This window comes from Polaromonas sp. UC242_47 (genome assembly GCF_044452385.1).
Taxonomy (GTDB): domain Bacteria; phylum Pseudomonadota; class Gammaproteobacteria; order Burkholderiales; family Burkholderiaceae_C; genus Polaromonas.
In genome coordinates, this window is the sequence record NZ_JBIOAO010000001.1 from 2,642,582 (window position 1) to 2,667,489 (window position 24,908).

Annotated in this window: 20 protein-coding genes; 10 read left to right on the top strand and 10 right to left on the bottom strand. The window is 61.9% G+C overall.

The annotated features are described in order from the left end of the window. Positions 1 to 85 precede the first annotated feature (85 nt). The 3 genes from ACHMXK_RS12850 to ACHMXK_RS12860 all read left to right on the top strand — a co-directional run bounded on the left by ACHMXK_RS12850 (position 86) and on the right by ACHMXK_RS12860 (position 3,062). Entirely contained in the window at positions 86 to 1,030 is a 945-nt protein-coding gene (locus ACHMXK_RS12850; RefSeq protein WP_397440894.1) for a CysB family HTH-type transcriptional regulator, read from the top strand. A gap of 15 nt (positions 1,031 to 1,045) precedes the next feature. Beyond that, positions 1,046 to 2,221, top strand: a complete 1,176-nt coding sequence (locus ACHMXK_RS12855; RefSeq protein ID WP_397442519.1) for a pyridoxal phosphate-dependent aminotransferase — start codon at positions 1,046 to 1,048, stop codon at positions 2,219 to 2,221. Positions 2,222 to 2,903: 682 nt separating this feature from the next. Next, a complete protein-coding gene (locus tag ACHMXK_RS12860; RefSeq protein ID WP_397440896.1) occupies positions 2,904 to 3,062 on the top strand; it encodes a DUF3309 family protein in 159 nt (52 codons plus the stop codon). A gap of 98 nt (positions 3,063 to 3,160) precedes the next feature. Here ACHMXK_RS12860 and hrpA read toward each other — a convergent pair whose 3' ends face one another. Both hrpA and ACHMXK_RS12870 read right to left on the bottom strand, forming a co-directional pair. Further along, on the bottom strand, positions 3,161 to 6,997 hold the full coding sequence (gene hrpA, locus ACHMXK_RS12865) for an ATP-dependent RNA helicase HrpA (RefSeq protein WP_397442520.1): 3,837 nt from the start codon (positions 6,995 to 6,997) through the stop codon (positions 3,161 to 3,163). 165 nt (positions 6,998 to 7,162) lie between these two features. Further along, positions 7,163 to 8,395 (bottom strand): diguanylate cyclase domain-containing protein, encoded by a 1,233-nt coding sequence (locus tag ACHMXK_RS12870; RefSeq protein ID WP_397440897.1) that lies wholly within the window; start codon positions 8,393 to 8,395, stop codon positions 7,163 to 7,165. 121 nt (positions 8,396 to 8,516) lie between these two features. Between ACHMXK_RS12870 and argA the strand changes: the two genes are divergently transcribed. Both argA and ACHMXK_RS12880 read left to right on the top strand, forming a co-directional pair. Continuing rightward, positions 8,517 to 9,869, top strand: a complete 1,353-nt coding sequence (argA, locus tag ACHMXK_RS12875) for an amino-acid N-acetyltransferase (protein WP_397440899.1) — start codon at positions 8,517 to 8,519, stop codon at positions 9,867 to 9,869. 308 nt (positions 9,870 to 10,177) lie between these two features. Next, complete coding sequence (locus ACHMXK_RS12880) at positions 10,178 to 10,387, top strand: hypothetical protein (protein WP_397440901.1); 210 nt, start codon at positions 10,178 to 10,180, stop codon at positions 10,385 to 10,387. A 229-nt stretch (positions 10,388 to 10,616) separates the two neighbouring features. Here the strand turns inward: ACHMXK_RS12880 and ACHMXK_RS12885 are convergent, their stop codons facing one another. Continuing rightward, positions 10,617 to 11,276: a DsbA family oxidoreductase gene (locus ACHMXK_RS12885; RefSeq protein WP_397440903.1), complete on the bottom strand. Its 660-nt coding sequence runs from the start codon at positions 11,274 to 11,276 to the stop codon at positions 10,617 to 10,619. Between the two features lie 259 nt (positions 11,277 to 11,535). Between ACHMXK_RS12885 and ACHMXK_RS12890 the strand changes: the two genes are divergently transcribed. The 3 genes from ACHMXK_RS12890 (at position 11,536) to ACHMXK_RS12900 (ending at position 14,539) form a co-directional block, all read left to right on the top strand. Then, positions 11,536 to 12,219: a phosphoribosyltransferase gene (locus ACHMXK_RS12890; RefSeq protein ID WP_397440905.1), complete on the top strand. Its 684-nt coding sequence runs from the start codon at positions 11,536 to 11,538 to the stop codon at positions 12,217 to 12,219. 162 nt (positions 12,220 to 12,381) lie between these two features. Beyond that, the gene (locus ACHMXK_RS12895) at positions 12,382 to 14,091 is read left to right on the top strand and encodes an ATP-binding protein (RefSeq protein ID WP_397440907.1); all 1,710 of its coding nucleotides are present in this window, start codon (positions 12,382 to 12,384) and stop codon (positions 14,089 to 14,091) included. Then, a complete protein-coding gene (locus ACHMXK_RS12900; RefSeq protein ID WP_397440909.1) occupies positions 14,084 to 14,539 on the top strand; it encodes a response regulator in 456 nt (151 codons plus the stop codon). Before ACHMXK_RS12895 ends, ACHMXK_RS12900 begins: the two co-directional genes overlap by 8 nt. Here ACHMXK_RS12900 and ACHMXK_RS12905 read toward each other — a convergent pair whose 3' ends face one another. The 6 genes from ACHMXK_RS12905 to ACHMXK_RS12930 form a co-directional block, all read right to left on the bottom strand. Continuing rightward, positions 14,540 to 15,289, bottom strand: a complete 750-nt coding sequence (locus ACHMXK_RS12905; protein WP_397440911.1) for a Crp/Fnr family transcriptional regulator — start codon at positions 15,287 to 15,289, stop codon at positions 14,540 to 14,542. Positions 15,290 to 15,384: 95 nt separating this feature from the next. Further along, entirely contained in the window at positions 15,385 to 18,552 is a 3,168-nt protein-coding gene (locus ACHMXK_RS12910) for an error-prone DNA polymerase (protein ID WP_397440913.1), read from the bottom strand. Positions 18,553 to 18,557: 5 nt separating this feature from the next. Further along, positions 18,558 to 19,985, bottom strand: coding sequence for a Y-family DNA polymerase (locus ACHMXK_RS12915; protein ID WP_397440915.1), 1,428 nt, complete (start codon positions 19,983 to 19,985; stop codon positions 18,558 to 18,560). Further along, positions 19,945 to 20,748 carry a translesion DNA synthesis-associated protein ImuA gene (imuA, locus tag ACHMXK_RS12920; RefSeq protein ID WP_397440917.1) on the bottom strand — a complete coding sequence of 268 codons (804 nt, stop codon included), beginning with the start codon at positions 20,746 to 20,748 and terminating at the stop codon, positions 19,945 to 19,947. The genes ACHMXK_RS12915 and imuA overlap by 41 nt, the downstream gene beginning before the upstream one ends. A 95-nt stretch (positions 20,749 to 20,843) precedes the next feature. Then, the gene (locus ACHMXK_RS12925) at positions 20,844 to 21,566 is read right to left on the bottom strand and encodes a sulfite exporter TauE/SafE family protein (RefSeq protein ID WP_397440919.1); all 723 of its coding nucleotides are present in this window, start codon (positions 21,564 to 21,566) and stop codon (positions 20,844 to 20,846) included. An 87-nt stretch (positions 21,567 to 21,653) separates the two neighbouring features. Further along, positions 21,654 to 22,160 carry a disulfide bond formation protein B gene (locus ACHMXK_RS12930; protein ID WP_397440921.1) on the bottom strand — a complete coding sequence of 169 codons (507 nt, stop codon included), beginning with the start codon at positions 22,158 to 22,160 and terminating at the stop codon, positions 21,654 to 21,656. Positions 22,161 to 22,473: 313 nt separating this feature from the next. Here ACHMXK_RS12930 and ACHMXK_RS12935 point away from each other — a divergent pair, with 313 nt between their 5' ends. Further along, a complete protein-coding gene (locus tag ACHMXK_RS12935; RefSeq protein WP_397440923.1) occupies positions 22,474 to 22,815 on the top strand; it encodes a hypothetical protein in 342 nt (113 codons plus the stop codon). A 175-nt stretch (positions 22,816 to 22,990) separates the two neighbouring features. Then, positions 22,991 to 23,707 (top strand): hypothetical protein, encoded by a 717-nt coding sequence (locus tag ACHMXK_RS12940; protein WP_397440925.1) that lies wholly within the window; start codon positions 22,991 to 22,993, stop codon positions 23,705 to 23,707. A 98-nt stretch (positions 23,708 to 23,805) separates the two neighbouring features. Here ACHMXK_RS12940 and ACHMXK_RS12945 read toward each other — a convergent pair whose 3' ends face one another. Then, a complete protein-coding gene (locus tag ACHMXK_RS12945; RefSeq protein WP_397440927.1) occupies positions 23,806 to 24,891 on the bottom strand; it encodes a sulfate/molybdate ABC transporter ATP-binding protein in 1,086 nt (361 codons plus the stop codon). Positions 24,892 to 24,908 lie beyond the last annotated feature (17 nt).

The window sequence follows — 24,908 nt, forward strand, 5'->3', positions numbered from 1 at the left end:
CGCACACGATCAAATATTCGGCTGCGGCCACATTTCAATAGGTTCAAACAGGCATAATAAAGCGAACAATTAGCCAAAATACCGTATGAACCTCCACCAATTTCGCTTTGTCCAGGAAGCCGTTCGGCGCAACCTGAATCTCACGGAAACCGCGCGTGCGTTGCACACCTCGCAGCCCGGCGTGTCCAAGGCCATCATTGAGCTGGAGGAAGAACTGGGTGTGGAGATTTTTGCGCGCCACGGCAAACGCCTCAAACGCGTGACCGAGCCGGGCGAACATGTGCTCAAAAGCATAGAGCTGATCATGCGCGAGGTCGGCAATTTGCGGCGCATCGGCGAGCAGTTTTCCGCGCAGGACAGCGGCACCCTGTCGATCGCCACCACCCACACCCAGGCACGTTATGTGTTGCCGGTGCCGGTGGCCAAGCTGCGCGAAGCCTTTCCCAAGGTCAACGTCAGTCTGCACCAGGGCTCGCCCGACCAGGTGGCACGTATGCTGATCGATGAAGTGGCCGAAATCGGCATCGCCACCGAATCGCTGTCGCGTTACGAAGAACTGGTCACCTTGCCCTGCTACGAGTGGCAACACATGCTGGTGATGCCGCTGGACCACCCGCTGGCCAGGCAGGAACACATCACCCTGGAAGACCTGGCCGAGCAGCCGCTGATCACCTACCACCCCTCGTTCACCGGCCGCACCAAGGTGGATCTGGCCTTTGCCGCCAAACGCCTGCAGCCACGGATTGCGCTGGAAGCGATTGACTCCGACGTGATCAAGACTTATGTGCGCCTGGGCCTGGGCATAGGCATCGTGGCCGAAATGGCGCTCAAGGACGACGGCACCAACAGCGACCTGCTAGCGCGACCTGCCGGTGCGCTCTTCGGCGTGAACGTGGCTCGTGTGGCCTTCAAACGCAGCGCCTATTTGCGCAACTTTGTCTACAAGTTTGCCGAACTGCTCAACGACAAACTGGACCGCAACCAGATCACCAAGGCCATGAGCAGCCGCCACAACGATTTCGAACTCTAAACACCCATGAGCACCATGATGACTGTTAGCGAACGCACCCCTGCCCTGCAAACCAAGCTGCCCGCGGTGGGCACGACGATTTTCACCGTGATGTCGACCCTGGCCACGGAAAAAAATGCGGTCAACCTGGGCCAGGGTTTCCCGGACTTTGAATGCGACCCGCAACTGGTGGGCGCCGTCACCGATGCCATGACACGCGGCCTGAACCAGTACCCGCCCATGACCGGCGTGCCGGTGCTGCGCGAAGCGATCTCGGCCAAACTGCAGCAACTGCATGGCCGGACTTATGACGCGGCGAGTGAAATCACCGTCACGGCCGGCGCCACACAGGCCATCATCACCGCCATCCTGGCCGTGGTCCATCCCGGTGATGAAGTCATCGTGCTCGACCCGTGTTACGACAGTTATGTGCCCAACATCGAACTCGCCGGCGGTATCCCCGTGCGGGTGCCGCTGATTCCCGGCACCTTCCGGCCCGACTTCGACAAGATCAGCAGCGCGATCAATGCCAAGACCCGCGCCATCATCATCAACTCGCCGCACAACCCCAGCGCCACCGTCTGGACCCGCGAAGACATGTTGCGCCTGCAGGAAATCCTGGCGCCCACCGACGTCTTGCTGATCAGCGACGAGGTGTATGAACACATGGTGTTTGACGCCGCACAAGGCCGCGTCCACCAAAGCGCCGCACGTTTCCCCGGCCTGGCAGCGCGCGCCTTCATCGTCAGCAGCTTCGGCAAGACCTACCACGTGACCGGCTGGAAAGTTGGTTATGTGGCGGCCCCAGCGTCGCTGACGGCCGAGTTCCGCAAGGTGCACCAGTTCAACGTCTTCACCGTCAACACGCCGGTGCAATACGGTCTGGCCGCCTACATGGGCGACGCCCGTCCCTACCTCGACCTGCCCGCGTTTTACCAGCGCAAACGCGACCTGTTCCGCGCCGGCCTGGCCAACACCCGCTTCAAGTTGTTGCCCAGCGAGGGCAGCTATTTCCAGTGTGTGGATATCTCGGACGTCAGTGACCTCAACGAAGCCGACTTCTGCAAATGGCTGACCACAGAAATCGGCGTCGCCGCGATTCCGCTGTCGGCGTTTTACGGCAACGGGTTCGATCAGCGCGTGGTGCGTTTCTGTTTTGCGAAGAAGGATGAGACGCTGAACATGGCGCTGGCGCGGCTGGCCAAGCTGTAGTTGCTACTTTATTGATAGCTTCTTGCGCCCGCTGGGTATGGGCTAGCGGTCGATTTCACTCATAAGATTGGGTTTGCCGTCCTGCCGGCATCACGCTGCGCTTGTGATTTGCGCCTGACAGTAGGCCTGACTCCCCACTCCCACCCCTAACCCCTCCCTCGCCCCGCTGGGCGATGGAGGGGGACTTCATTTGGCTATGTGTGCTGCAAACGCGTGCATGAATGACAGTCCCCGCTTGTCATTCCGGCGCAAGCCGGAATCCATCCCCGCACCCGAATCCGCCCCACCCCCTTCTGTATGCGCCGAGGAGCGGAGGTCCAGTCGGATCAGGGCGAGCGATTGTCTGAGCCGAAGGCGAGTTCGAGCTCGCCCCCGACTGGACCGAGCACCGCAGGTTGCCCCTGAGCGGCAGCGAAGGGGACGCAGACAGCGGGGTCGCCTTTTCTTTGGTGACTTTCTTTTGGCGACGCAAAAGAAAGTTACTCGGCCGCCGGGCCGAGACCCGGCCAGCGCGAAGCACAAGCAACATCAACGCTGGCAAAGGCTTCACCAAACAGGAATCCCCAAGCCCATTCCTTTCGCCACCTGCAGGAACTCCCTGACAGCGTGGCAGCGCACCGTCCTGCCAACGTCAACTCAGCCGCAGACAAGAATGATGGAGAGACATAAAAAGGAGTTCTCCATGTCAATTTCAATGATTCTTCTCATCGTACTGATCCTGTTCCTGGTCGGCGCACTGCCCACCTGGGGTCATAGCCGTTCCTGGGGCTACGGGCCCAGTGGAGGTCTGGGGCTGATTGTCATCATCCTCATCGTGCTGCTGCTGATGGGTCGCTTATAAACAAGCCAGCGCCGGTCAGCCCCAAATAAAAAAGGACTCGGCCCGAAGGCCTGAGTCCTCTTTTCTTGGCGCGTAACCAAACAAGCGACGCCCCACACTCAGCTGTTGATCTGCGCCCAGGCCTTTTCCAGGCGCTTGATACTCACGGGCTGCGGCGTGCGCAACTCCTGCGCAAAAAAGCTCACCCGCAACTCTTCGATCAGCCAGCGCAGCTCCTGCAGCCGCGCATCGGTCGCGCCCTTGCGTTCGGCCACCAGGCGCCAGTAACGCTGCTCCTGCGGGCGCAACTCGGCCAGGCGGGCGGCGTCGCGCGCCGGGTCGGCGCGCCACTTTTCCAGGCGCAGGGTGATGGCCTTGAGGTAACGCGGGAAGTGCTGCAACTGCGCATAAGGCGTGGCCGTCAGGAAACGTTTGGGCACCAGACGCTGCAACTGTTGCGCCGCATCGGCCGCGGCTTCGGTGGCATTTTTCGTGTCCTTGATCTTGCGCTGGGCCGCCGCAAACTCGACCAGAATGCTGGCCGCCAGACGCGCGACTTCGCTGGCGATCAGGGTCAGCCGCCCGCGTCCGTCGTCCACGCGTTTTTTGAAATCGGCTTCGTTGGTCGGCAGCGGCTCCAGCAGGAAGGCGCGGTCCAGCGCCACTTCAATAATCTGCTCTCGCAATTCTTCCAAGGTGCCGCCGCCCGAGTTGTCGGCGGCGCGGCCGACCAGCATGTAGGCCGTGGCCATTTTTTGCAGGTCGGGCAGATTCTTTTCCAGGTACTTCAACGCGTCCTTGATTTGCAGCGAAAACAGGCGGCGCAAGCCGGCGCGGTGTTTGGCCGCGGCCACCTCGGGTTCGTCGAAAACTTCGATGGTCACCGCATCGCCCAGGTCCATCAACGCCGGGAAACCGATCAGCGTCTGTTTGCCTTTGCTGATTTCCATCAGCTCGGGCAACTCGCCAAAACACCAGCTGGTGTAACGCTCCGGTATTCTGGCGGGCGTGGCCTTGGGCTGGCCAGCTATGTTTTCAGGAGCTGCTTGCGCCCGTCCCTTCTGGTCTGAAGGTCGATTTGTCTCTGAACTTTGGCTGTTCTCAGTGTTCTCAGGCGCTGCGCGTGTTTTCAGCCCGGCCAGCGCCTGGAAAGCGCCGCGGGCTTGTGATCCCAGCTCGCCCTTGAGCGCACCCAGGTTGCGGCCCGCACCCAGTTGCCGGCCATGTTCGTCCACCACGCGGAAGTTCATGAACAGATGCGGCGGCAACATCTCCAGCTTCATGTCGCCGCGTTTGATGTCCAACGAGGTGGCGTCGCGCACCAGCTTGAGCACGGCGTCGGTCAGGGAGCCGGCGCCAAACTTCTCGGGTTGCAGCAGCTCCGCCGTCATACGCGCCGCCGTCTCCGGCAGCGGCACCAGACGCGAGCGCGGCCGCTGGTGCAGGGTTTTGATCAAGGCCTGGACCTTGTCCTTGAGCATGCCGGGCACCAGCCACTCGCAACGTTCTTCATTGACCTGGTTCAGCGCAAACAGCGGCACATCCACGGTCACGCCGTCCTTGGCATCGCCCGGTTCGTGCAGATAAGTCGCCAGGCAGTCCACGCCGCCCAGCCTCAGGGTTTTGGGAAAGGCCTGCGTCGTGATGCCGGCAGCCTCATGGCGCATCAGCTCTTCACGGCTCAAGAGCAGCAGCTTGGGCTGCTTTTTGACCTCGTCCTTGTACCAGTGCTCACAGCCGGCGCCGGTGCAGATGTCGGCCGGCAGCTGCTGGTCGTAAAAAGCGTAAATCAGCTCTTCATCCACCAACACGTCCTGGCGCCGCGCCTTGTGCTCCAGGTCTTGCACCTGCTCGATCAGCTTCAGGTTGGTGGCCAGAAACGGCAGCTTGGTGTCCCAGTTGCCGGCCACCAGCGCTTCGCGGATAAAAATCTCGCGTGCCGTCACCGGATCGACACGGCCGAAGTTGACGCGCCGGCCGTTATAAATCACCAGGCCGTACAAGGTGGCGCGCTCCAGCGCGGTGACCTGTGCGGCTTTTTTCTCCCAGTGCGGGTCCAGCAACTGCTTTTTCAACAGATGGCCGGCCACCTGCTCGACCCACTGCGGCTCGATGTTGGCAATGCCGCGGCCGAACAGGCGTGTGGTTTCCACCAGCTCGGCGGCCACAATCCAGCGTCCCGGTTTTTTGCTGAGTTTGGCGCCCGGGTGCCGGTAAAACTTGATGCCGCGCGCGCCCAGGTAGAAGTCTTCTTCCTCGTTTTTGATGCCGAGGTTGCCGAGCAGGCCGCAGAGCATGGACAGGTGCAATTGTTCGTAGCTCGCGGGTCTGTCGTTCAGGTGCCAGCCCTGCTCGCCGACCACGCTGTGTAGCTGCGAGTGGATGTCGCGCCACTCCCGCACGCGGCGGATGTTGACGTAGTTTTCGCGCAGCAGGTTTTCGTACTGGCGATTCGTCAGCTTGTGCACGGCATCGTGGCCGCCACGCGCATCACCCAACCACTTCCAGAGTTTCAGGTAACCTGAAAATTCGCTTTTTTCATCGTCAAACTTGGCATGCGCCTGGTCGGCTTGCGCCTGTTTGTCCATGGGCCGGTCGCGCACGTCCTGCACGCTGAGCGCGCTGGCAATCACCAGCACCTCGTCCAGCGCCTGCCTGTCCTTGGCCTCCAGAATCATGCGGCCGACCCGTGGGTCCAGCGGCAGCTTGGCCAGGGAACGGCCCACCGCCGTGAGTTCGTTGTCGTCGTCTACCGCGCCCAGCTCGGCCAGCAACTGGTAGCCGTCGGCAATCGCGCGGCCCTGGGGCGGCTCGATAAACGCAAAACTTTCGATGGTGCCCAGGTGCAGCGACTTCATGCGCAAAATCACCGCCGCCAGCGAGCTGCGCAAAATTTCGGGATCGGTGAACCGTTGCCGGCCCAGGAAGTCCTGCTCGTCGTACAGGCGTATGCAAATACCGTCGGCGACGCGGCCGCAACGCCCGGCGCGCTGGTTGGCGGCCGCCTGCGAGATCGGCTCCACCATCAACTGCTCGACCTTGTTGCGAAAGCTGTAACGCTTCACTCGCGCCGTGCCGGCATCAATCACATAACGGATGCCAGGCACCGTCAGCGAGGTCTCGGCCACGTTGGTCGCCAGCACGATGCGCCGGCCGGTGTGGCCGTCAAAAATGCGGTCCTGCTCGGCCTGGGACAGGCGCGCAAACAGCGGCAAGACCTCGGCATTGCGAAACAGCGGCTGGTGCGCCAGGTGTTTGCGCAGGTGGTCAGCGGCCTCACGGATTTCGCGCTCGCCCGGCAAAAACACCAGGATGTCGCCGGCGCTGTGCGGGTTGCGCCACAACTCGTCCACACCGTCGGCAATTGCGTCATTCAGGTCGTAGTCGCGCGACTCCTCGAAGGGCCGGTAACGCTGCTCGACCGGGAACATGCGGCCCGAGACCATGATGACGGGTGCCGGCCCCTTGCTTGAAGCGAAGTAGTCTGCAAAACGCTGTGCATCAATCGTCGCCGAGGTGATGACCACCTTGAGGTCAGGCCGGCGCGGCAGCAACTGGCGCAGATACCCCAGCAAGAAATCGATGTTCAGGCTGCGCTCGTGCGCCTCGTCAATGATGATGGTGTCGTAAGCCCGCAGCAGCGGATCGGTCTGCGTCTCGGCCAGCAAGATGCCGTCGGTCATCAGCTTGACCGAGGCGTCGCGGCTCAGCCTGTCCTGGAAACGCACCTTGTAACCCACCACCTCACCCAGCGGGGTTTTCAGCTCTTCGGCAATCCGTTTGGCGACGCTGGAGGCGGCAATCCGGCGCGGCTGGGTGTGGCCAATCAGTTTGGCCGGCTGGCCCGCCGGGTAGTTGAGCTTGCCGCGCCCCATGGCCAGGGCGATTTTGGGCAGTTGCGTGGTTTTGCCCGAGCCGGTTTCGCCGCAGACGATGACGACCTGGTGCGCCAGCATGGCGGCCGTGATTTCCTCACGTTTGCCCGAAACGGGCAAGGACTCAGGGAATTCGATGCGCAAGGAGGTGGACAAAGGGGGCGAGGACACGACAAGGAGGTTTCAAAACCTTCCATTATCGGGGCTGCGCAGCAACTCTCGCGCCGCAGCCTTAAAAGCCGTGGATCACCTGGATCGGGATGCTGGCGGCGCCGTCAATTCGACGGCTTCGCTGCTGGCCGGGTCAAACCAGGCCACCCGGCTGGCATAACTCATGGCGGTGCGTGACATGGCGCGGGCCGTGGCCAGCGCGTCCGAGGCTTTGGCGCCAGGCCCTGACGCCAGCAAGACCCCAATGCCGATGTCGGCGCGCCAGCGGGTTTGCGCGTTTTCGCGGCGGCCCGAATCCAGGCTGGTGTTCAAAATCACCGACTTCGACAGCTGCGCCACCAGCCGGTGCGCCAGGCGAATCAGTTGGCCGCTGTCGCCGCAATGCCGCATCAGCAGCAAAAAACCGTCCCCGGAAAAACGCCCCATCTCGACATGGGTCGGCGCCATGCTGCGCAAACGGCCGGCACACACAAACAAGGCATGGTTGACCGCCGCCACACCATGCAGCTTTTCCAAGGCGTACAAATTGCCCAGGGTCAGCACCAGCACGCCCATCACGGACGGCTCGTCCTGCTGGCGCCTGAAGGCGTCGCCCATCATCTGCCCGGTTTCCGTGTGCGAACGCATGCGGGTCACCGGGTCGTGGCCGGGGCCGTGCGCCATGATTTCGTTCAACTCGATCAGGTAGGCATAACGCACCCACAAGGCCGACGCCATGCTGACGAGGTAGGCCGTCCCGGCCAGTGCGCTGAGCGCATGCACAGGCCAGGGAACGGGCCCACCAGCCAGCGCAATCCAGCCCAGGCCGGCGATCGCCACCAGCATGAAAAACACGCCCGCCACCGCCGTCCAGGCCAGCCTGTCGCCTCGGTAGACACTGCGCAGTGCCGTGCCCAAACCCACCACGGCCAGCACGCAAGCCAGGCCCAGGCTCAGCGCCAGCGACGGCACTGGGGGCAGCAGCCAGCCCAGCGCCATGCCGCCCAGGGCCAGCAAGGTCAGCGCCAGCATGCTGCGCCGCCGGGTCTGGCGGCGCCCCAGCAACCCCAGAATGGAAAACAGCAGGTAGGCGAGAAGGGCCGACACCCCCAGGGCCAGATGCGCCAGAAAACGCGCCTGCGCGGCCGGGTCGGCAATGGGCAGCCCGCCCAGAAAGGCCAACACAAAAAAGCCGGACGCCCCGGCCGACAAGGCGGCGTTGAGCGAAACGCGGTGCAAGGAACGGGCAAACGCCAGCGCCGAACCCGCCAGCATCAAGGCCGTCGTGCCGAAATAACATCCCCAAAAGCCGTAGGCCAGTTTGTCCATGTGTGAGCGCATTATCCAATGCCAGCCGGGCAAAACCGCCAGGCCCGCTGATGCGGCGCTGTCCTTTACACTCTCTGCCACTGCCCTCCCACACCCTTGCTGCAACCCGAAAGCGCGCCCCATGTCTGCCGTCTTCAATTTCACCTTTGTTCCCTGGTTTCGCTCGGTCGCGCCGTACATCCATCTGCACCGCGGAAAAACCTTTGTGGTTGGTATTGCCGGCGAAGCCATCGCGGCCGGCAAGCTGCAGCACCTGGCGCAAGACCTGGCGCTGATCCAGAGCATGGGCGTGAAAATTGTGCTGGTGCACGGTTTTCGGCCGCAGGTCAACGAACAACTGGCAGCCAAGGGCCACGAAGCCAAATATTCCCACGGCATGCGGATCACCGATTCGGTGGCGCTGGACTGCGCGCAGGAAGCCGCCGGCCAGTTGCGTTACGAGATCGAAGCCGCCTTTAGCCAGGGCCTGCCCAACACCCCCATGGCCGGCTCCACCGTGCGTGTCATCTCCGGCAACTTCATCACCGCGCGGCCGGTGGGCATTGTGGACGGCGTGGATTTCAAACATTCGGGCATGGTGCGCAAGGTCGACACCGCAGGCATCTTGCGCACGCTGGACTTCGGCGCCATGGTGCTGCTGTCGCCTTTTGGTTTTTCGCCGACCGGCGAGGCCTTCAACCTGACCATGGAAGAAGTCGCCACCCGCGTGGCGATTGAGCTGCAGGCCGACAAGCTGATCTTTTTGACGGAAATTCCCGGTGTGCGCATCAACCCCGACCAGCCCGAGAGCGAAGACAACCCCATAGACACCGAGCTGCCGCTGGCCGCCGCCGAAAAACTGCTGGCGCAATTGCCCAACGCCACCCAGCCGACCGACACCGCGTTTTACCTGCAGCACTGCGTCCAGGCCTGCAAGTCCGGCGTCGAGCGCAGCCACATCCTGCCCTTTGCGGTGGACGGCTCCTTGCTGCTGGAGATTTATGTGCACGACGGCATAGGCACCATGGTCATCGACGAAAAGCTGGAAAGCCTGCGCGAAGCCACGGCCGACGACGTGGGCGGCATTTTGCAGCTGATCGAACCGTTTGAAAAAGACGGCACCCTGGTCAAACGCGACCGCACCGAGATCGAACGCGACGCCAGCCTCTACACCGTGATTGAACATGACGGCGTCATCTTCGGCTGCGCCGCGCTCTATCCCTACCCCGAAGCCAAAACCGCCGAAATGGCGGCGCTGACGGTGTCACCGCAAAGCCAGAGCGGAGGCGACGGTGAACGCATTCTGAAACGCATCGAACAGCGCGCCAAGGCCATGGGCCTGCAAAGCATTTTTGTGCTGACCACACGCACCATGCACTGGTTCATCAAACGCGGTTTTGTGCCGGTCGACCCGGAATGGCTGCCGGATGCACGCAAGCGTAAATACAACGTGAACCGCAAGAGCCAGGTGCTGGTGAAAAACCTGCACCCCTGAACGTGCGCCCTCTCTGGTCGGCTTTGCTCCGGCCAGCATGGTGTGGGTTCACGTCGATTCCGGCGAGGCGCTTGCCCGCGCCGGCCTCAACTTTTCTCGCCATCTGCCGATAAACAGTCAAGGTGACGTTCAACGCAGACGCCTGGTGGCCTGCCAAAAACGTGACCCGGTTGAGTTTGCGCATCGACGTCTTGACTTGAAAGGCTCGCATTCCCCGTTTCAGAACCGTCGAACCGCAAATCAACAGGCGCCGTCCGGCCAGGCGGCATTCGTGTGTCCCCATTGACCTTCATACGAGCACCATTGACATGCTGAACAACGCAGAACTGCGCAATGCCGCACAGGCCATCGCCAGAAATATCGCGGGCTTCGGACCCGACTCCCGGATCGATGGCATGCGGCGCCGGGTTTTCAATGCCCACGACCTCATTGTCACCGTGGTCAACGCGCAAGGCCGGCGGCAAGATGTTGCCGTGACCAAACGCGCGCTGGATCGCTACGTCGCCACGCCAAAATAAGCACAGACGCCTGATCGAAGCGGTCTTTTGACAAGCGCCCGAGTCCCAGGCCATTCAGTTCCTGGCTGGGTGGTCCGTGCGCGTGCGCAAGGCCTCCAGCATGCTGGCCCGCGAAGCCGCGGAGAGCTCGTCGATGTGGGTGTCAACCAAGCGCCCCCCGGCATCGTAGAAAATGCAGGCCTGGGACGAAACGTCGGTGGCGACCAGCGAATCACCAGGGCGCGAAGGCTTAGCCGGCCGCCGCGATCTGGCGCAACGCTTGCTCAAAGACCTCGGCCGGCTGCCCACCCGAAATCAGGTGTTTGTTATTGATGATGATGGCCGGCACCGAGTGGATGCCTTGCCGCTGATAAAACTGCTCGCGCTCGCGCACCACATCGGCATATTCGCTAGATGCCAGGATGGCCTTGGCGCGGGCCACATCCAGCCCGACCTCGCCGGCCACACGGGCCAGCACCTCGTGTGAGCCCGGGTTTTCACCGTCGGTGAAATAAGCCTTGAACAAGGCTTCCTTGAGTGCCAGCTGGCGGCCTTCTTCCTCGGCCCAATGCAGCAAGCGGTGTGCGTCAAAGGTGTTGTAGATGCGGCCGCGTTTGTCCATGCTGAAGGTAAAACCCACGGCCTCGCCGCGTGCACGGATCATTTCGCGGTTGCTTTGCGACTGTTCGGGGCTGGCACCGTATTTTTCGGCCAGGTGTTCACCGATGTCCTGGCCTTCGGCCGGCATGTTGGGATTCAGCTCGAAAGGCTGGAAATGCAGCTCGGCCTGGACCTGGTCGCCGACCCGGGCGATGGCGTCTTCCAGCGACTTCAGGCCAATCACGCACCAGGGACAGGAAACGTCGGAGACAAAATCGATTTTCATGGTGGGGCGGGTGGTCGTGGTCATGGGTAAACAGCCTTGCAGGTGATGGGGCGCCCCGGTGTGGGACGGCCTGGAAACAAAGATATGGAGCCCTCTCGGGGAATATTCAAGAAGCGGCCCGATCGCTCCTATTTTAATAGCTGCTTGCGCCCGGCCATGATGGGCTGAGGCCACTTTTCATGCCTAATCTCTGGGCTGACAAGCTGTCCTACAGATAAATCGCCCCGGTCTGACAGACAACACGCACCGCAGGGTGAAACATGGCAGACCAAGGCGCTACACCATGCCCAACACCCGCCCTCACCTCCCGTTTCGGGACCGGCAACAGGCCGGCCAGGAACTGGCCCGCCTGTTGGGCCATTACCGCGGCCAGCCCGGCTTGCTGGTGCTGGCCTTGCCGCGTGGCGGTGTGGCTGTGGCCTGCGAGGTGGCGCGGGTACTGCAGGCGCCGCTGGACATTTTTGTGGTGCGCAAACTCGGCTTTCCCGGCCAGGAGGAATACGCCATGGGCGCTATCGCCAGCGGCGGCGTGTGTGTGATGAACCCGCTGACCGAAGGCGCGGTTCCGCCCGATCTGGTCCAGGCCGTGGTCAGTCGCGAACAGGCCGAGCTGGCACGGCGCGAGTTGTTTTACCGCCAGCAGCGCCCCGCCGAGCCTTTGCAGGACCGCATCCTCATCGTGGTGGATGACGGGCTGGCCACGGGCGCCACGATGCAAGCCGCACTGCTGGCCATCCGCCAGCAGCAGCCCCGGCATCTGGCCGCGGCGGTGCCGGTGGGCGCGGCGGACAGCTGCGCGGCCCTGGGCGGGCAGGCCGACGCGGTGATTTGTTGCGCCACGCCCGAACCGTTTCGCGCCGTGGGCCGTTATTACCGGGAATTTCCGCAATGCAGCGACGACGAGGTCTGCATGCTGTTGGCTCAGGCCAGGCGGGACCATGCCCGTGTCAGCCAATCTCCCGCGTGAGGGCTTATGTGTTGTAACGCACAGACCACGGGGCCAATAACTGTAAGCATCAACAGTCTTTTCTGAAGACGTGGTTTCCGGCCTGGCCCGACCACGGCTTCCCGCGACCGTCCGGCCAGAACCGCGCGCCCACGATCGCCTCACTTTCCAAAGAATGCGGCCATGCCCCAAATCCCCCACCCTAGCGTTCTCGACGACATCGCCAGGGCCAACGGCATCGAAGTCAAACGCCAGGAAGCACTGCTCAAAACCGGGGCCCTGCAGACCGCGATCCTGACCAGCGAAAACTTCTCCATCATTGCGACCGACGAAAAAGGCATCATCCAGCTGTTCAATGTGGGCGCCGAACGCATGCTGGGTTACCTGGCCGCCGAAGTCGTCAACAAGATCAACCCCAGCGACATCCACGACCCGCAGGAAGTGATGGCCCGGGCTCAGGCCTTGAGCCTGGAACTGGCCACCACGATCACGCCGGGTTTTGAAGCCCTGGCCTTCAAGGCCTCGCGCGGCATTGAAGACATCTACGAACTGACTTACATCCGCAAGGACGGCAGCCGTTTTCCGTGCATCATTTCCATCACCGCGCTGCGTGATGATTACGGCACCATCATCGGTTACCTGCTGATAGGCACCGACAACTCGGTGCGCAAACAGGTCGAAGTCGCCTTGAAAGACGCCATGGCGGTGGCCGAAAAAGCCAACCTCGCCAAGTCGGATTTTTTGTCCAGCATGAGCCATGAGTTGCGCACCCCGCTCAGCGCCATCCTCGGTTTTGCGCAACTGATTGAATCCGGCACGCCGCAACCCACGCCCTCGCAGAAACGCAGCGTGGACCAGATTCTTCAGGCCGGCTGGTATTTGCTGGACCTGATCAATGAAATCCTGGACCTGGCCCTGATCGAGTCCGGCAAGTTGTCGCTGTCGCTGGAGCCGGTTTCGCTCGCCGAGGTCATGCGCGAATGCGAAACCATGATCGAATCGCAGGCCGAAAAACGCGGCATCAAGGTGAGCTTCCCCCGCTTCGAGCAGCCCTGTTTCGTCATGGCCGACCGCACCCGGCTTAAGCAGGTCTTGATCAACCTGCTCTCCAACGCCATCAAATACAACACCGAACACGGCTCGGTGGCCCTTAAATGTCTGGCCATCGCTCAGCAGCGCATACGCATCTGCGTGGAAGACACCGGTGAAGGCCTGGGCCCCGAGAAAATCGACCAGCTGTTCCAGCCCTTCAATCGCCTGGGCCAAGCGGCCAGCGCCGAACAGGGCACAGGCATTGGCCTGGTCATGACCAAACGCCTGGTCGAGCTGATGGGCGGCGTGATCGGCGTGGAAAGTGTGGTCGGCCAGGGCAGCATGTTCTGGATTGAAATGAACACCACGGTCGAGCGCCAGCATGCCGTGGAACTCGTGGCCCTGGCACCCGCGTCCAAGGCGCCGGCGCTGGCGCAAGCCCACACCGTGCTTTACGTCGAAGACAACCCGGCCAACCTCATGCTGGTGGAAGACCTGATGGCCAGACGCCCTGACCTGCGCCTGCTGTCCGCGCGGGACGGCACCAGCGGCATCGCCATTGCCAAAGCGTCGCTGCCGGATTTCATCCTGATGGACATCAACCTGCCCGGCATCAGCGGCATCCGGGCGCTGAAAATTTTGTCCGACGACCCGCTGACCGCACATATTCCGGTGGTGGCGCTCAGCGCCAATGCCATGCCGCGCGACATCGAAAAAGGCTTGGAAGCCGGCTTTTTCCGCTACCTCACCAAACCCATCAAGATCAACGAATTCATGGACACGCTGGATGCGGCACTGAAGTTTGCGGCATCCACCCGCAGCGCCGCCAGCCAGGCGAAAGAGGAAAAATCACATGATTGAAGAGTTTGCCATTCTCAACGCCCGCATCCTGGTGGTGGACGACCAGATCGTCAATGTGCAGTTGCTGGAGCAACTGCTCAGTGAAACCGGCTACACCCAGGTCAGTTCCACCATGCATCCGCAGGAGGTCTGCGCCTTACACACGGCGAATCCTTACGACCTGATCTTGCTGGACCTGAAAATGCCCCTCATGGACGGCTTCCAGGTGATGGAAGCGTTGAAAGAAAACACCACCGATCGTTACCTGCCCGTCATCGTGCTGACGGCAGAGCCCGGGCACAAGTTGCGGGCCCTGCAGGCCGGCGCCAAGGACTTCATCAGCAAACCGTTTGACCTGGTGGAAGTCAAAACGCGTATCCACAACATGCTGGAAGTGCGGCTGCTGTACAAAAAGCTGGAAAACTACAGCAAACTGCTGGAACACGCAATCCAGCTGGACGCGGTTTGATCAGCTCGCGGTCTTGCCCGGCAGCAGCCTGTCGTATTCCTTTTTGACCACCGCGTAACACTCGCAGGTCCGCGTCTCCAGGCCAGGCCGGTCCAGCACCGAGATGTGGCCACGGGCATAACGAATCAGCCCGGCATTTTGCAACTTGAGCGCGGCTTCGTTCACCCCCTCGCGGCGCACGCCCAGCATGTTGGCGATCAACTCCTGCGTCATCACCAGTTCATGGCTGTTCAAACGGTCCAGGCTGAGCAGCAGCCAGCGGCATAACTGCTGGTCCAGCGAGTGGTGGCGGTTGCAGACGGCGGTTTGCGCCATTTGTGTGATCAGCGCCTGGGTGTAACGCAGCAGCAGTTGCAACACCGGGCCGGCCCGGTCGAACTCTTCTTTCATCACGGCCGCTTTCAGGCGAAAGCCTTCACCGGCACTTTGCACCACCGCGCGGCTGGGGGTGGAGCCGCCGCCCATGAAGAGGGACACACCGACCAGGCCTTCGTTGCCGACCACGGCAATTTCAGCCGAGGCGCCGTTCTCCATCACATACAGCAGGGAAACAATGGCCGTGATCGGGAAATACACATGTTTGAGCGTGCTGCCCGACTCATAGAGCACATGGCCCAGCGGCAGGTCCACCCACTCCAGCTGGGGCAGCCAGCGTTGCAACTCGGCTTCCGGCAGCGCGGCCAGCAGTTGGTTCGCCAAAGGATTGGGCGCGGTCAAGGGGGAGGTTTTCGGTTTTTTCTCAAAGGCCATCACGGAACTCCCGGCGGATTGCTGGTCGGCATTCCCGGGCATGGTCCTGCATCAGTCGCTGAGTATAGTGACGTGAGGCAATGCCTCGGGTCAGGCTAATGAAAGTCCCGGCTCGAGGTGCCCAGTCGGCCCAGCAGCGGCGTCAGGTCTTCCAGCCGCTGCGCCACCAGGTTGCGCACCGCGCCGTAACCGGGGGCCGTGCCGCTTTCCTCGCTGCGTTGCCAGACGCCGTACACCGCCAGCAGGCGCGCATGCAGCACTTCGGCGCGCTGCTGCTCGCGCAGCGACTTCCAGACAATCACATTGACCGGGCCGGTTTCGTCTTCGAGGGTGATGAAGATCGTGCCTTTGGCGGTTTGCGGCTGCTGGCGCACGGTGACGATGCCGCAGGCCGCAAGCGCTTCGCCATCGGGGCGTGCATTCAACTCGGCCGCGGTAAGCAGCCCCTTTTGGGCCAGGCGCGGCCTGAGCAGGGCCAGTGGATGGCGCCGCAAGGTCAGGCCGGTTGCTTTGTAATCGAACAGAATGTTTTCGCCTTCGGGCGTGTCCGGCAAGACCAGCGCGGTTTCGTACGTGGGCACGGCCTTGAGCAGCGCCGGCGCGGGCTGGATGGCCGCGGCTTCCCAGACCTGCTGGCGCCTGTGGCCGGCCAGTGGCAATAACGCATCGGCGGCGGCCAGGGCGTTGGTTTCCTGCGTGTTTAATTGCGCACGCGACACCAGGTCTTCGGTGGAGGTGAAAGCCGCCTGGGCACGTGCCGCCACCAGCCGCAGTGCCGCCGCTTCACGCAGGCCTGTGACCAGGCGCAAGCCTAGGCGCACCGCAGACTGGGCCGCTTCTTTGACGGGTTCCAGTGTGCAATCCCATTCACTGCACATCACATCAACGGCCCGCACCTCGACCTCATGTTTGCGTGCGTCCTGCACCAGTTGCGAAGGTGAATAAAAACCCATGGGCTGGGAGTTGAGCAAAGCCGCCAGGAAACAGGCCGGTTCATGACGCTTGAGCCAGCTGCTCACATACACCAGCTTGGCAAAACTGGCGGCATGGCTTTCGGGGAAACCGTAGTCGCCAAAGCCCAGGATCTGCTTGAAGATGCGTTCCGAAAACTCGTCGCTGTAGCCATTTTTGACCATGGCATTGACCAGCCGGCCATGAAAACGCCCCACCCCGCCCTCGCGTTTCCAGGCCGCCATGGAGCGGCGTAAATCGTCGGCCTCGCCCGGCGTGAAGTCGGCGGCGATCATGGCGATTTGCATCACCTGCTCCTGGAAGATGGGAATGCCCAGGGTGCGCTCCAGCGCTGAATTGAGCGCCGGGTACTCGGGTTTGAATTCCCCGCCCAGGCGTTTGATCTCGCGGTTCTTGAGGTAGGGGTGAACCATGCCGCCCTGGATGGGGCCAGGCCGCACGATGGCGACCTCCACCACCAGGTCGTAATAATTGCGCGGCTTCAGGCGCGGCAACATGGACATCTGCGCCCGGCTTTCGATCTGGAAAACGCCCACGGTGTCGGCCGCACAGATCATGTCGTAGGTTGCTTCGTCCTTCAGGGGAATCGTGTGCATCTCAAGCTGGCTGCCGCGTGTCTGGTTCACCAGCGCCAGGCAGCGGCGAATCGCCGACAACATGCCCAGCGCCAGCACATCCACCTTGAGCAGACCCATCGCTTCCAGATCGCGTTTTTCCCACTGGATGATGCGGCGCGCTTCCATGGCCGCCGGCTGCACCGGCACCAGCCGCGTGAGTTTGCCCTGCGTCAGCACAAAACCGCCGACATGCTGGCTTAAATGGCGCGGAAAACCTATCAACTGCCCCGCCAGGTCCAGCCATTGCAAAACCGGGCCGCTGTCTGCGCCCAGACCGGCTTCGGCTATTTTTGCCGCCAGCGCTTCGCGGCCGTCAAACCAGACATGTTCTTTGGCGAAACGTTCTATCAAATCGGGCGCCACGCCCAGCGCTTTGCCGACATCGCGAATCGCGCTGCGCGGCTGGTAGCGGATCACGGTGGCGGCCAGGGCCGCGCGGTCGTGGCCGTATTTTTGGTAGATGTACTGGATCACCTCCTCACGCCGCTCATGCTCGAAGTCCACGTCGATATCTGGCGGCTCGCGGCGCTCGCGGCTGATGAAACGCTCAAACAGCAAGTCGCTTTCCACCGGATTGACGGCGGTGACGCCCAGGCAAAAACACACGGCGGAATTGGCCGCCGAGCCACGGCCCTGGCAAAGAATCTGCTGCCCCCGGGCAAAACGCACGATGTCATGCACGGTGATGAAGTACATCTCGTAGCCCAACTCCGAGATCAAATCCAGCTCCTTGCCCAGTTGCTTCCTGATTTTTCGGGGAAGGTGCTGCGGATAACGCCCGTGAGCGCCCTGCCAGGTCAGCCGCCGCAGCCAGCGCGCCGGCGTTTCAGCCGCCGGCACCATGTCTTCGCGCGGATAACGGTAGAGCTCGCGAATCTCGTCCAGACTGAAGCGGCAGCGCGCCGCCACCACCAGCGTGGCGCGCAGCAGCGCCGCCGGGTAAATCTCGGCCAGTCGCATGCGCGGGCGCAGGTGCGCCTCGGCATTGGCCTGCAAGGCAAAGCCGCATTCGTGCACGGTTTTGCCCAGCCCTATGGCGGTCATCACATCGTGCAGCGGCTTGCGTGAGCGCACATGCATCAGCACGTTGCCCGCTGCCACCAGGCGTAGGCCGGTGCGGCCGGCGACGTCTTGCAGTTGCTGCAGGCGCAACGCGTCGTCCAGGCCTTGCAGCAGCTCCACGGCCAGCCAGGCATTCAAGCCAAAAAGGCCTGTAGCCCAGACGGCATGAGCGCAAAGCGCTTCTGTATTAATAGCATCCGGCAAGGGCACAAGCAAGACCTCGCAGTCGGCCAGCAGCGCAAAGTCACTCTCGCCCAGGGCGACCCGGTAGCTGCCTTTTGCAAGACCGTCGCCGGCCTGCCTGGCGGCGGTGATGAACTCGCACAGATTGCCCCAGCCGGATGCGTTGTGCGGCAACACGACGATGCGGAAAGCAAGCTCGGCTTGCACTAAAAATTCAGCCCCCGGCAGCAGCTTCAGGCCCAACGCTTTGGCCGCGACATGCGCCCGCACCACGCCGGCGACCGAACATTCATCGGTGATGGCCAGCGCCTGGTAGCCCAGACTGAAAGCCCGCTCGGCCAGTTCCTGAGCATGGGAGGCACCGCGCTGAAAGCTGAAATTGCTGAGCGCGTGCAACTCGGCGTAATCGGGAAGTGGTCCAGTCCGCATGATGCTCAGGCAAAAAAACCGTGCAGGTACCAGGCACGCCGCTGCGCCGCCTCGGGCGCGCCCATGGCCAGGCGTTCGCGGTAAATCCACAACAGGCTGCCCTGCTGGCTGCGGTAGATGAAGTAGTCGCGCATGGCCGGCGGCTTGCCACGGGCGCCTTCCACATCACCGGTCATCAGCCAGCCGCTGGCTTCCAACCGCTGCGGCCCGGCCAGGCGCACCAGCGGGCCTTGGTACACCGGGCTGTCGCGCAGCGTCTGCAGCCGAAGTGGTTCGGGCAAGAGCCAGCTTGGGTACAAGGCCTCGGTTTTGGGGGTTTCCGCTTTTCTTAAGTCTTTCGGGCCTCCAGCCCTGATGGGACGGGCGCAAGCAGCTATGGAAATAATAGCGCCTTGGGCCGGCACCCAGCGCTGCATCTGCTCGGGCCGGTGATCGGCGGCGGCTTGCCAGGTCAAGACCTGCGCCTCGCCCAGGCGCGCGCTCAGCCGCTCGATCAGTTCGACCGCGCTATCGCCCTGCTTGCGCTCCTGCGCCAGCAGGCTGCCGGTGGCGGCCGCCGCATCGGCCAGGCGCTCGGTCACCAGCGACTGCAAACTCAGGGAATGCACAGGCGCCGGCAGCTTTTGCTGTGCCAGGTGTTCGGCGATCAGGCGTGCCACATGGCGCAAGTCCTGCGCCGGTTGGGCGGTGCGAATCTCCAGCGCGACTGTGGGCGCCACGTTGCGGCGCTTGTCCAGGTGCCAGGTCAGCCTGAGCGCACTGAGACCACTTTGCCGGCCCAGCAGCCAGGCCTGCAGCTTGACGAGCAGGCGCTCGACACCCGCCATCAGCGCCGGCCCATGGCTGACGAGGGCATTCAGTTCGAGCTTGTCTTCAAACTGTTCGGGCAAGACCTGCCAGGCATAGTCGTCGGGCACACTGCCGCGGGCGCGGTCCAGCGCGGCTAGCAGCTCGGCGCCAAAGCGCCTGGCCACGCCGTCGCGCGGCAGGCGCAACAAGTCGTCCCAGGTGCGGCAGCCAATACGTTCGAGCACGCCCAGGTGCGGACGTGCTGCCGTGAGTGTGTGCATGGGCAGGTCGGCCACACGTCGCCGGCTTGGGGTGGCCTGGCTGATGTTCTGGCGCAGCCGCCCCAAAGCTATCAAAGAAGTAGCACCTTGCGCACGATGTACAAGAGCCAGAGCCTGATTTGACTCAAAAAAATCGAGCAAACGCTGTTCCAGCAACTGACCCAGCCGCGCCAGGCCGCCAAACAGGCGCAGGCTGCCGGTCACGTCCAGCAGCACGGCTTCGTCGACCAGTGCCACACGCGGTGTCCAGCCCAGCGCGATGCTGGCCACCGCCTGCTGCACGGCGGCGGCGTCCCACACCGGCTGAGTCACTTGCGCAGGCTCAATGGTGATCGAGGTGTGCAATGCGATCCAGCGGCGCATGGGCGGGACTTTGCAATGAGGTTGAAGAAAACGACGGCAGCCACACGGGCGCCAACTCTTCGCGCTGGCGGCGCGTGCGCTCGCGGCTGGCGGCCAGCAGCGCCGATAGCCGGGCCGGCCGCGTGTCCAGCAATACCGGCGCGGCCAGCGGCGGGCCACGGCGTTTGAGCACATGGACCCGCAGATTGCCGGTCTCGTTGACTGTGCCTTCCAGCAGCAGGCGCAGCGGCGCGGGTGAAGACTCGTGCTGTGCCTGCGGCGTGCGGAAAGCAAACAGCAGCTTGTGATGTGTATGTGCCGCAATCTGCAGCCGGCGCAAATGGGCGCTGCGTGCATCCGGCAACCAGGCCAGCACGGCGGCCACGTCAGCGCATTGCAAAGCCTCGCGTGTGGCCCAGAGCAGGGTCGGTGCATCCCTGCCCTGCACCCCCAACAGGCGCTGCATATTGAGCTCGCGCGCGCCCAGCGCCGGGCCAAAAGGCAGGTAAGGCGCACCCACCAGCACCAGCCATTTCGCCGGCGCCTGCGCCTGGAGGGCGGCCAGGGCCGGCGCGATCAAACCCCATTCATGTTGGCCCGCCTGCGGCTGAAGCACTTCGACCAGCGCGCCTTGCGGCCAGCCGCCGCCGGGCAAAACGATGTTCAGCGCGGCATAACCCGTGAGGAGTACCTGCAGGCTGGCGCTGCCCAGCTCGCCGGCGCGCCACACCTGGGTGTGGACAAAGTCCGGCAAGGCGCGGCGGGCAAAAGTCGGGGAAAACATGGGGTGCAGCTTGAATCAGATAACTGTATTTTTATACAGTATATGACCAGATTCAAGCCGGGGGCGAATACCCCTGTCAGCGGCGCAGGCCGGTCTTACCGCAAGGCCGTCCAGAGCATGCTCAGGCCCGAGGCCAGCAGCAAGACATCCATCAGCAGGCGGAATTTTTCAGGGTCCAGGCTGAGCACAAAACGTTTGGCGATAAAAGAGCCCGCTGTCAGCGAACAACCGATGATCAGGCCCTGGGCAATCGCCGCCAGCGGCAAGGCGCCGTAACTGCGAAAAACCAGGCTTTTGCTGACATATACGACCAGCGAGGCCATCGCCTCCGTCGCCAGAAAAGCACCCTTCACCAGCCCATACGCCAGGAAAAACGGTGCATTGACCGGCCCGGTGGACACCACGATGCCGGTCAAAAAACCAATCACTGCGCCCACCACCGCAAAGTGCCAGAGCTTGAGCCTGAAGTTGCGCGCGGCCAGCCAGCGGCGCAGCGGAATCATGGCGATAAAAAACACCGCCAGCACCGCCTCCACGATACGCGGCGGCAACACCAGCAAGGTGCGGGCGCCCAGGGCGGCGGCGGGAATACCGGTCAACGCATAAGCGCCCACCACGCGCCAGTCCACCTCGCGCCACCAGACCGCCACCCGCGAGACATTGGCCATGATGGCCGCAATCGCCATGATGGGCACCGCCTCGCGCGGGCCAAAGGCAATCACCAGCACCGGCATCAACATGATGCTGGAGCCGAAACCAACAATGCCGCTGATGGTGCCCGCGATCAGGCCAACGGTGAGGACAAGCAGGTAGGTCATGCGGTGTTATTGGTTTTTATGCCCGGCATGGCACGGGCGATGGCCCATAAGCCGGTTCGCCCGGCAGTATCGCTGAAGCGGTCCGCTTTAGCGCTTGCGCGCCTGCTGCAGCATCAGCGTCAGCATGACCAGCCCGATCGCCACAAAACAGACAAAAGACCAGTTGGCAATCGAGCCCCCCAGGAAAGTCCAGTCGATCTTCGTGCAGTCGCCGCTGCCCTTGAAGATCATGGGAATCGCGCGTTTGAGCGGAAAGGTTTCGATCATGCCGTAGAAGTCACGGCCACAAGAGGAGATTTCAGGCGGGTACCACTGCAGAAAACTCTGGCGCGCGGCGACAAAAGCACCAAAACCAGCCACCAGCAGCGTCACGAAAGAACCTGTGATGAGCAAGCCCTTTTTATAGGCGAAAGCCGTCAGGCCAGAAACCACGGCCACCACGATCAAGGCATAACGCTGCACGATACACATGGGGCAAGGCTCCAGGCCCACCACATGCTGCAAATACAAACCAAAAGCCAGCATGGCCACACAGGCCACAGCCACCAGCGCCAGCACACGGCGCGGTGCCGCTTCGAAATACTTTAAAAACATCACGTTCCTTTTTGATCGATGTACGAATTGTCCGCTGGTTCGTGAGTTTGGGCGGGGATAAGTTCCCGAGCTAGGAAAAATCAGAAGCGCTATCTTGACTATAGGCGGCTCGCTTGAGGCCCTGGCGCCTTTGCGGCATATGTGGGCTTGTTGTGGCGAGTGCCCGTTGCCAGCCTGGAAGATACTGATATAAACCAAGCAGTTACAAAAACAAAGGGGATACAGGCATGCGAACTCAGCCACATTGTTTCGCAGGTTTGCGGTCTATCTCACGTTAGGCCTCTAATCCGACTCGAAACTTGGGAACAACATCATGTCCTCTTCCGTTCTGCGCATAGAAATTGAAACATCTGACACGGCCCTCCTGCGAGATCTTCAAGCTCAAAACATTGAAGGTCTGCGCCTAATGAGACGAGCATTCACATGTGACTCCGCAGAATGGATTCCACCGGTAGAAAAAGTACTCAGCTTCATTGTTGAAGCATCAGTCACCATTGACGTAAATTTAGTAGCGGCATGGCTTTACGATAGGTTCAAAGAAAAACCACCTGAAAAGGTAATCGTGAATGGCACCGATGTTGAGCCGGAGCGCGTGACTATCGTCATCAACAACTACGCGCAAAACATCCAAGTCAACAACTTCAATAATCATTGATGCAAGAGGTAGCCATCATCTCTAGAACAACGTCGCGCAACCAGCGTTCCTCTACGCCCTCCAGCCTAACTGGGTGGTCAAGCGGATGCCAGTATGCTGCGCAGGCCTGCGGCCTCCAGCATCGCTTACCGTGGGCGTTAGGCCTCAACATAACCGTCGGATCGTTCAGCAAACGATGGAAGAAGATACCTTGAAGTGGGAGATCGTTTCTGCCCTAACGGCAGTAGTTAGCTTAGTTGTTAGCGCAATTGCGCTCTATGTCGCATTCGCAGGCACGAAGACGACGAACCAGATCGCAACCGAGGCATTGAAGACCGCGCGCCAAGCGAACGAAATTTCTCTGGGTCTAGTTCGGGAACCTGCCGTGCTGGAGTTTGCGTTCTCTGACCAGTCCCGCTTCACCTTTGACTTCACCGACCCAACCATCCTCAAGGAGGAACTGAAGACGATCGTCACGGTGCAGAACACGGGAAAGAAGGCAATCGACGCTGTAGCCCTGGAGATCATTGGCATAGTCGGACTGACACAGTTTCTGTCAAACCCAATGCTAGAGTTTCGGTCGCTGCCTGCGCACTCGGCGCGATTGGATCTTCGGGCTGCGCTCCAGCCGCAAGCTCTGGCTCACATAGATGTCCGGAAGTACCTTCTTACCTATTTGGAGAAGCTCAGTTCTCAACTCCCAGATCGCAACGGAACCTACTCTACGGTCGTCAATGTGGTCCTTTCGCCTAAAGCGGCCAATGAGTCCACTCCGAGCCCTGCAGGACTCAGCGTTACGACAAACGACAGGCGTCTCATCACTATCAAGTTTTCGCCCGCTGGACTCGAGTCGGCCGAAGCAAAAGCTGCGCTGCAAGGCAACGATGTCGCACATCGTGTCTACGGGAATTGAGGCCTAGCTCAAACGTTAGACCCAAACCCGGTCATCGTCGTAATTCAAGGAGGATAGCCACAGTCCAGATCAGCGCAGTGCAATCGTCTTAAAAAACCTCAAATCCCCGCCCCCTCCTCCACAAACACCCGCGCCTTGCGCGGTGTCAGCACCAGCAGGTCGCCCTCGCGCAAACCCATGTCGCGGTATTGCTGGGAGGGAATCTGCGCTTCGATCAGCGGGTCGGCTTGCTGGCTTTCTTCGGACGGCAGCAGTTCCAGCCGGGCAATCGGGCCGATCACAATCGCGCGGCTGAGTTGCGCGGCAATGCCTTCGGCGCCCGGCGTATAACGCTGCACATCGAAGTCGTGCGGGCGCACATAGGCAAAAGCCTTGGCGTTTTGGGCGCCGCTGTGTTCGGGCGAGTCCAGGCGCATACCTTCGAGCTGGATCTGGCCTTCGTGGGCGCGGCCGTGAAACAGGTTCACATCACCCAAAAAACCATAGACAAAGGGACTGGCCGGGTGGTCCCAGACCTGTTGCGGCGAGCCGATTTGTTCGACCTGGCCCTGGTTCATCAGCACCACGCGGTCGGCCACTTCCAGGGCTTCTTCCTGGTCGTGCGTGACAAAAATACTGGTGACATGCAGGTCGTCGTGCAGGCGGCGCAACCAGCGGCGCAGCTCTTTGCGCACCTTGGCGTCGAGGGCGCCAAACGGTTCGTCCAGCAGCAGGACCTTGGGCTCGACCGCCAGGGCCCTAGCCAGTGCAATCCGCTGGCGCTGGCCGCCGGAGAGTTGTGACGGAAAACGATCGGCCAGCCAGTCGAGCTGCACCAGGCTCAGCAGCTCGTGCACTTTTTTCTTGATGTCGGCGTCGCTGGGGCGCATACCGCGCGGCTTGACACGCAGGCCAAAGGCGACGTTTTCAAACACCGTCATGTGGCGGAACAAGGCGTAATGCTGGAACACAAAACCGACCTGCCGCTCGCGCACATGCACGTCGGTGGTGTCTTCGCCGCTGAAAAAGATGCTGCCCTGGTCGGCGGTTTCCAGCCCCGCAATGATGCGCAGCAAGGTGGTTTTGCCGCAACCCGAGGGGCCGAGCAAGGCGACCAGTTCGCCCGACGCGATGTCCAGGCTGACGTCACCCAGCGCCTGGAAGTTGCCGAAATGTTTGCTGACGTTGCGAATTTCAATACTCATGGGAATCTCGTTTCTGC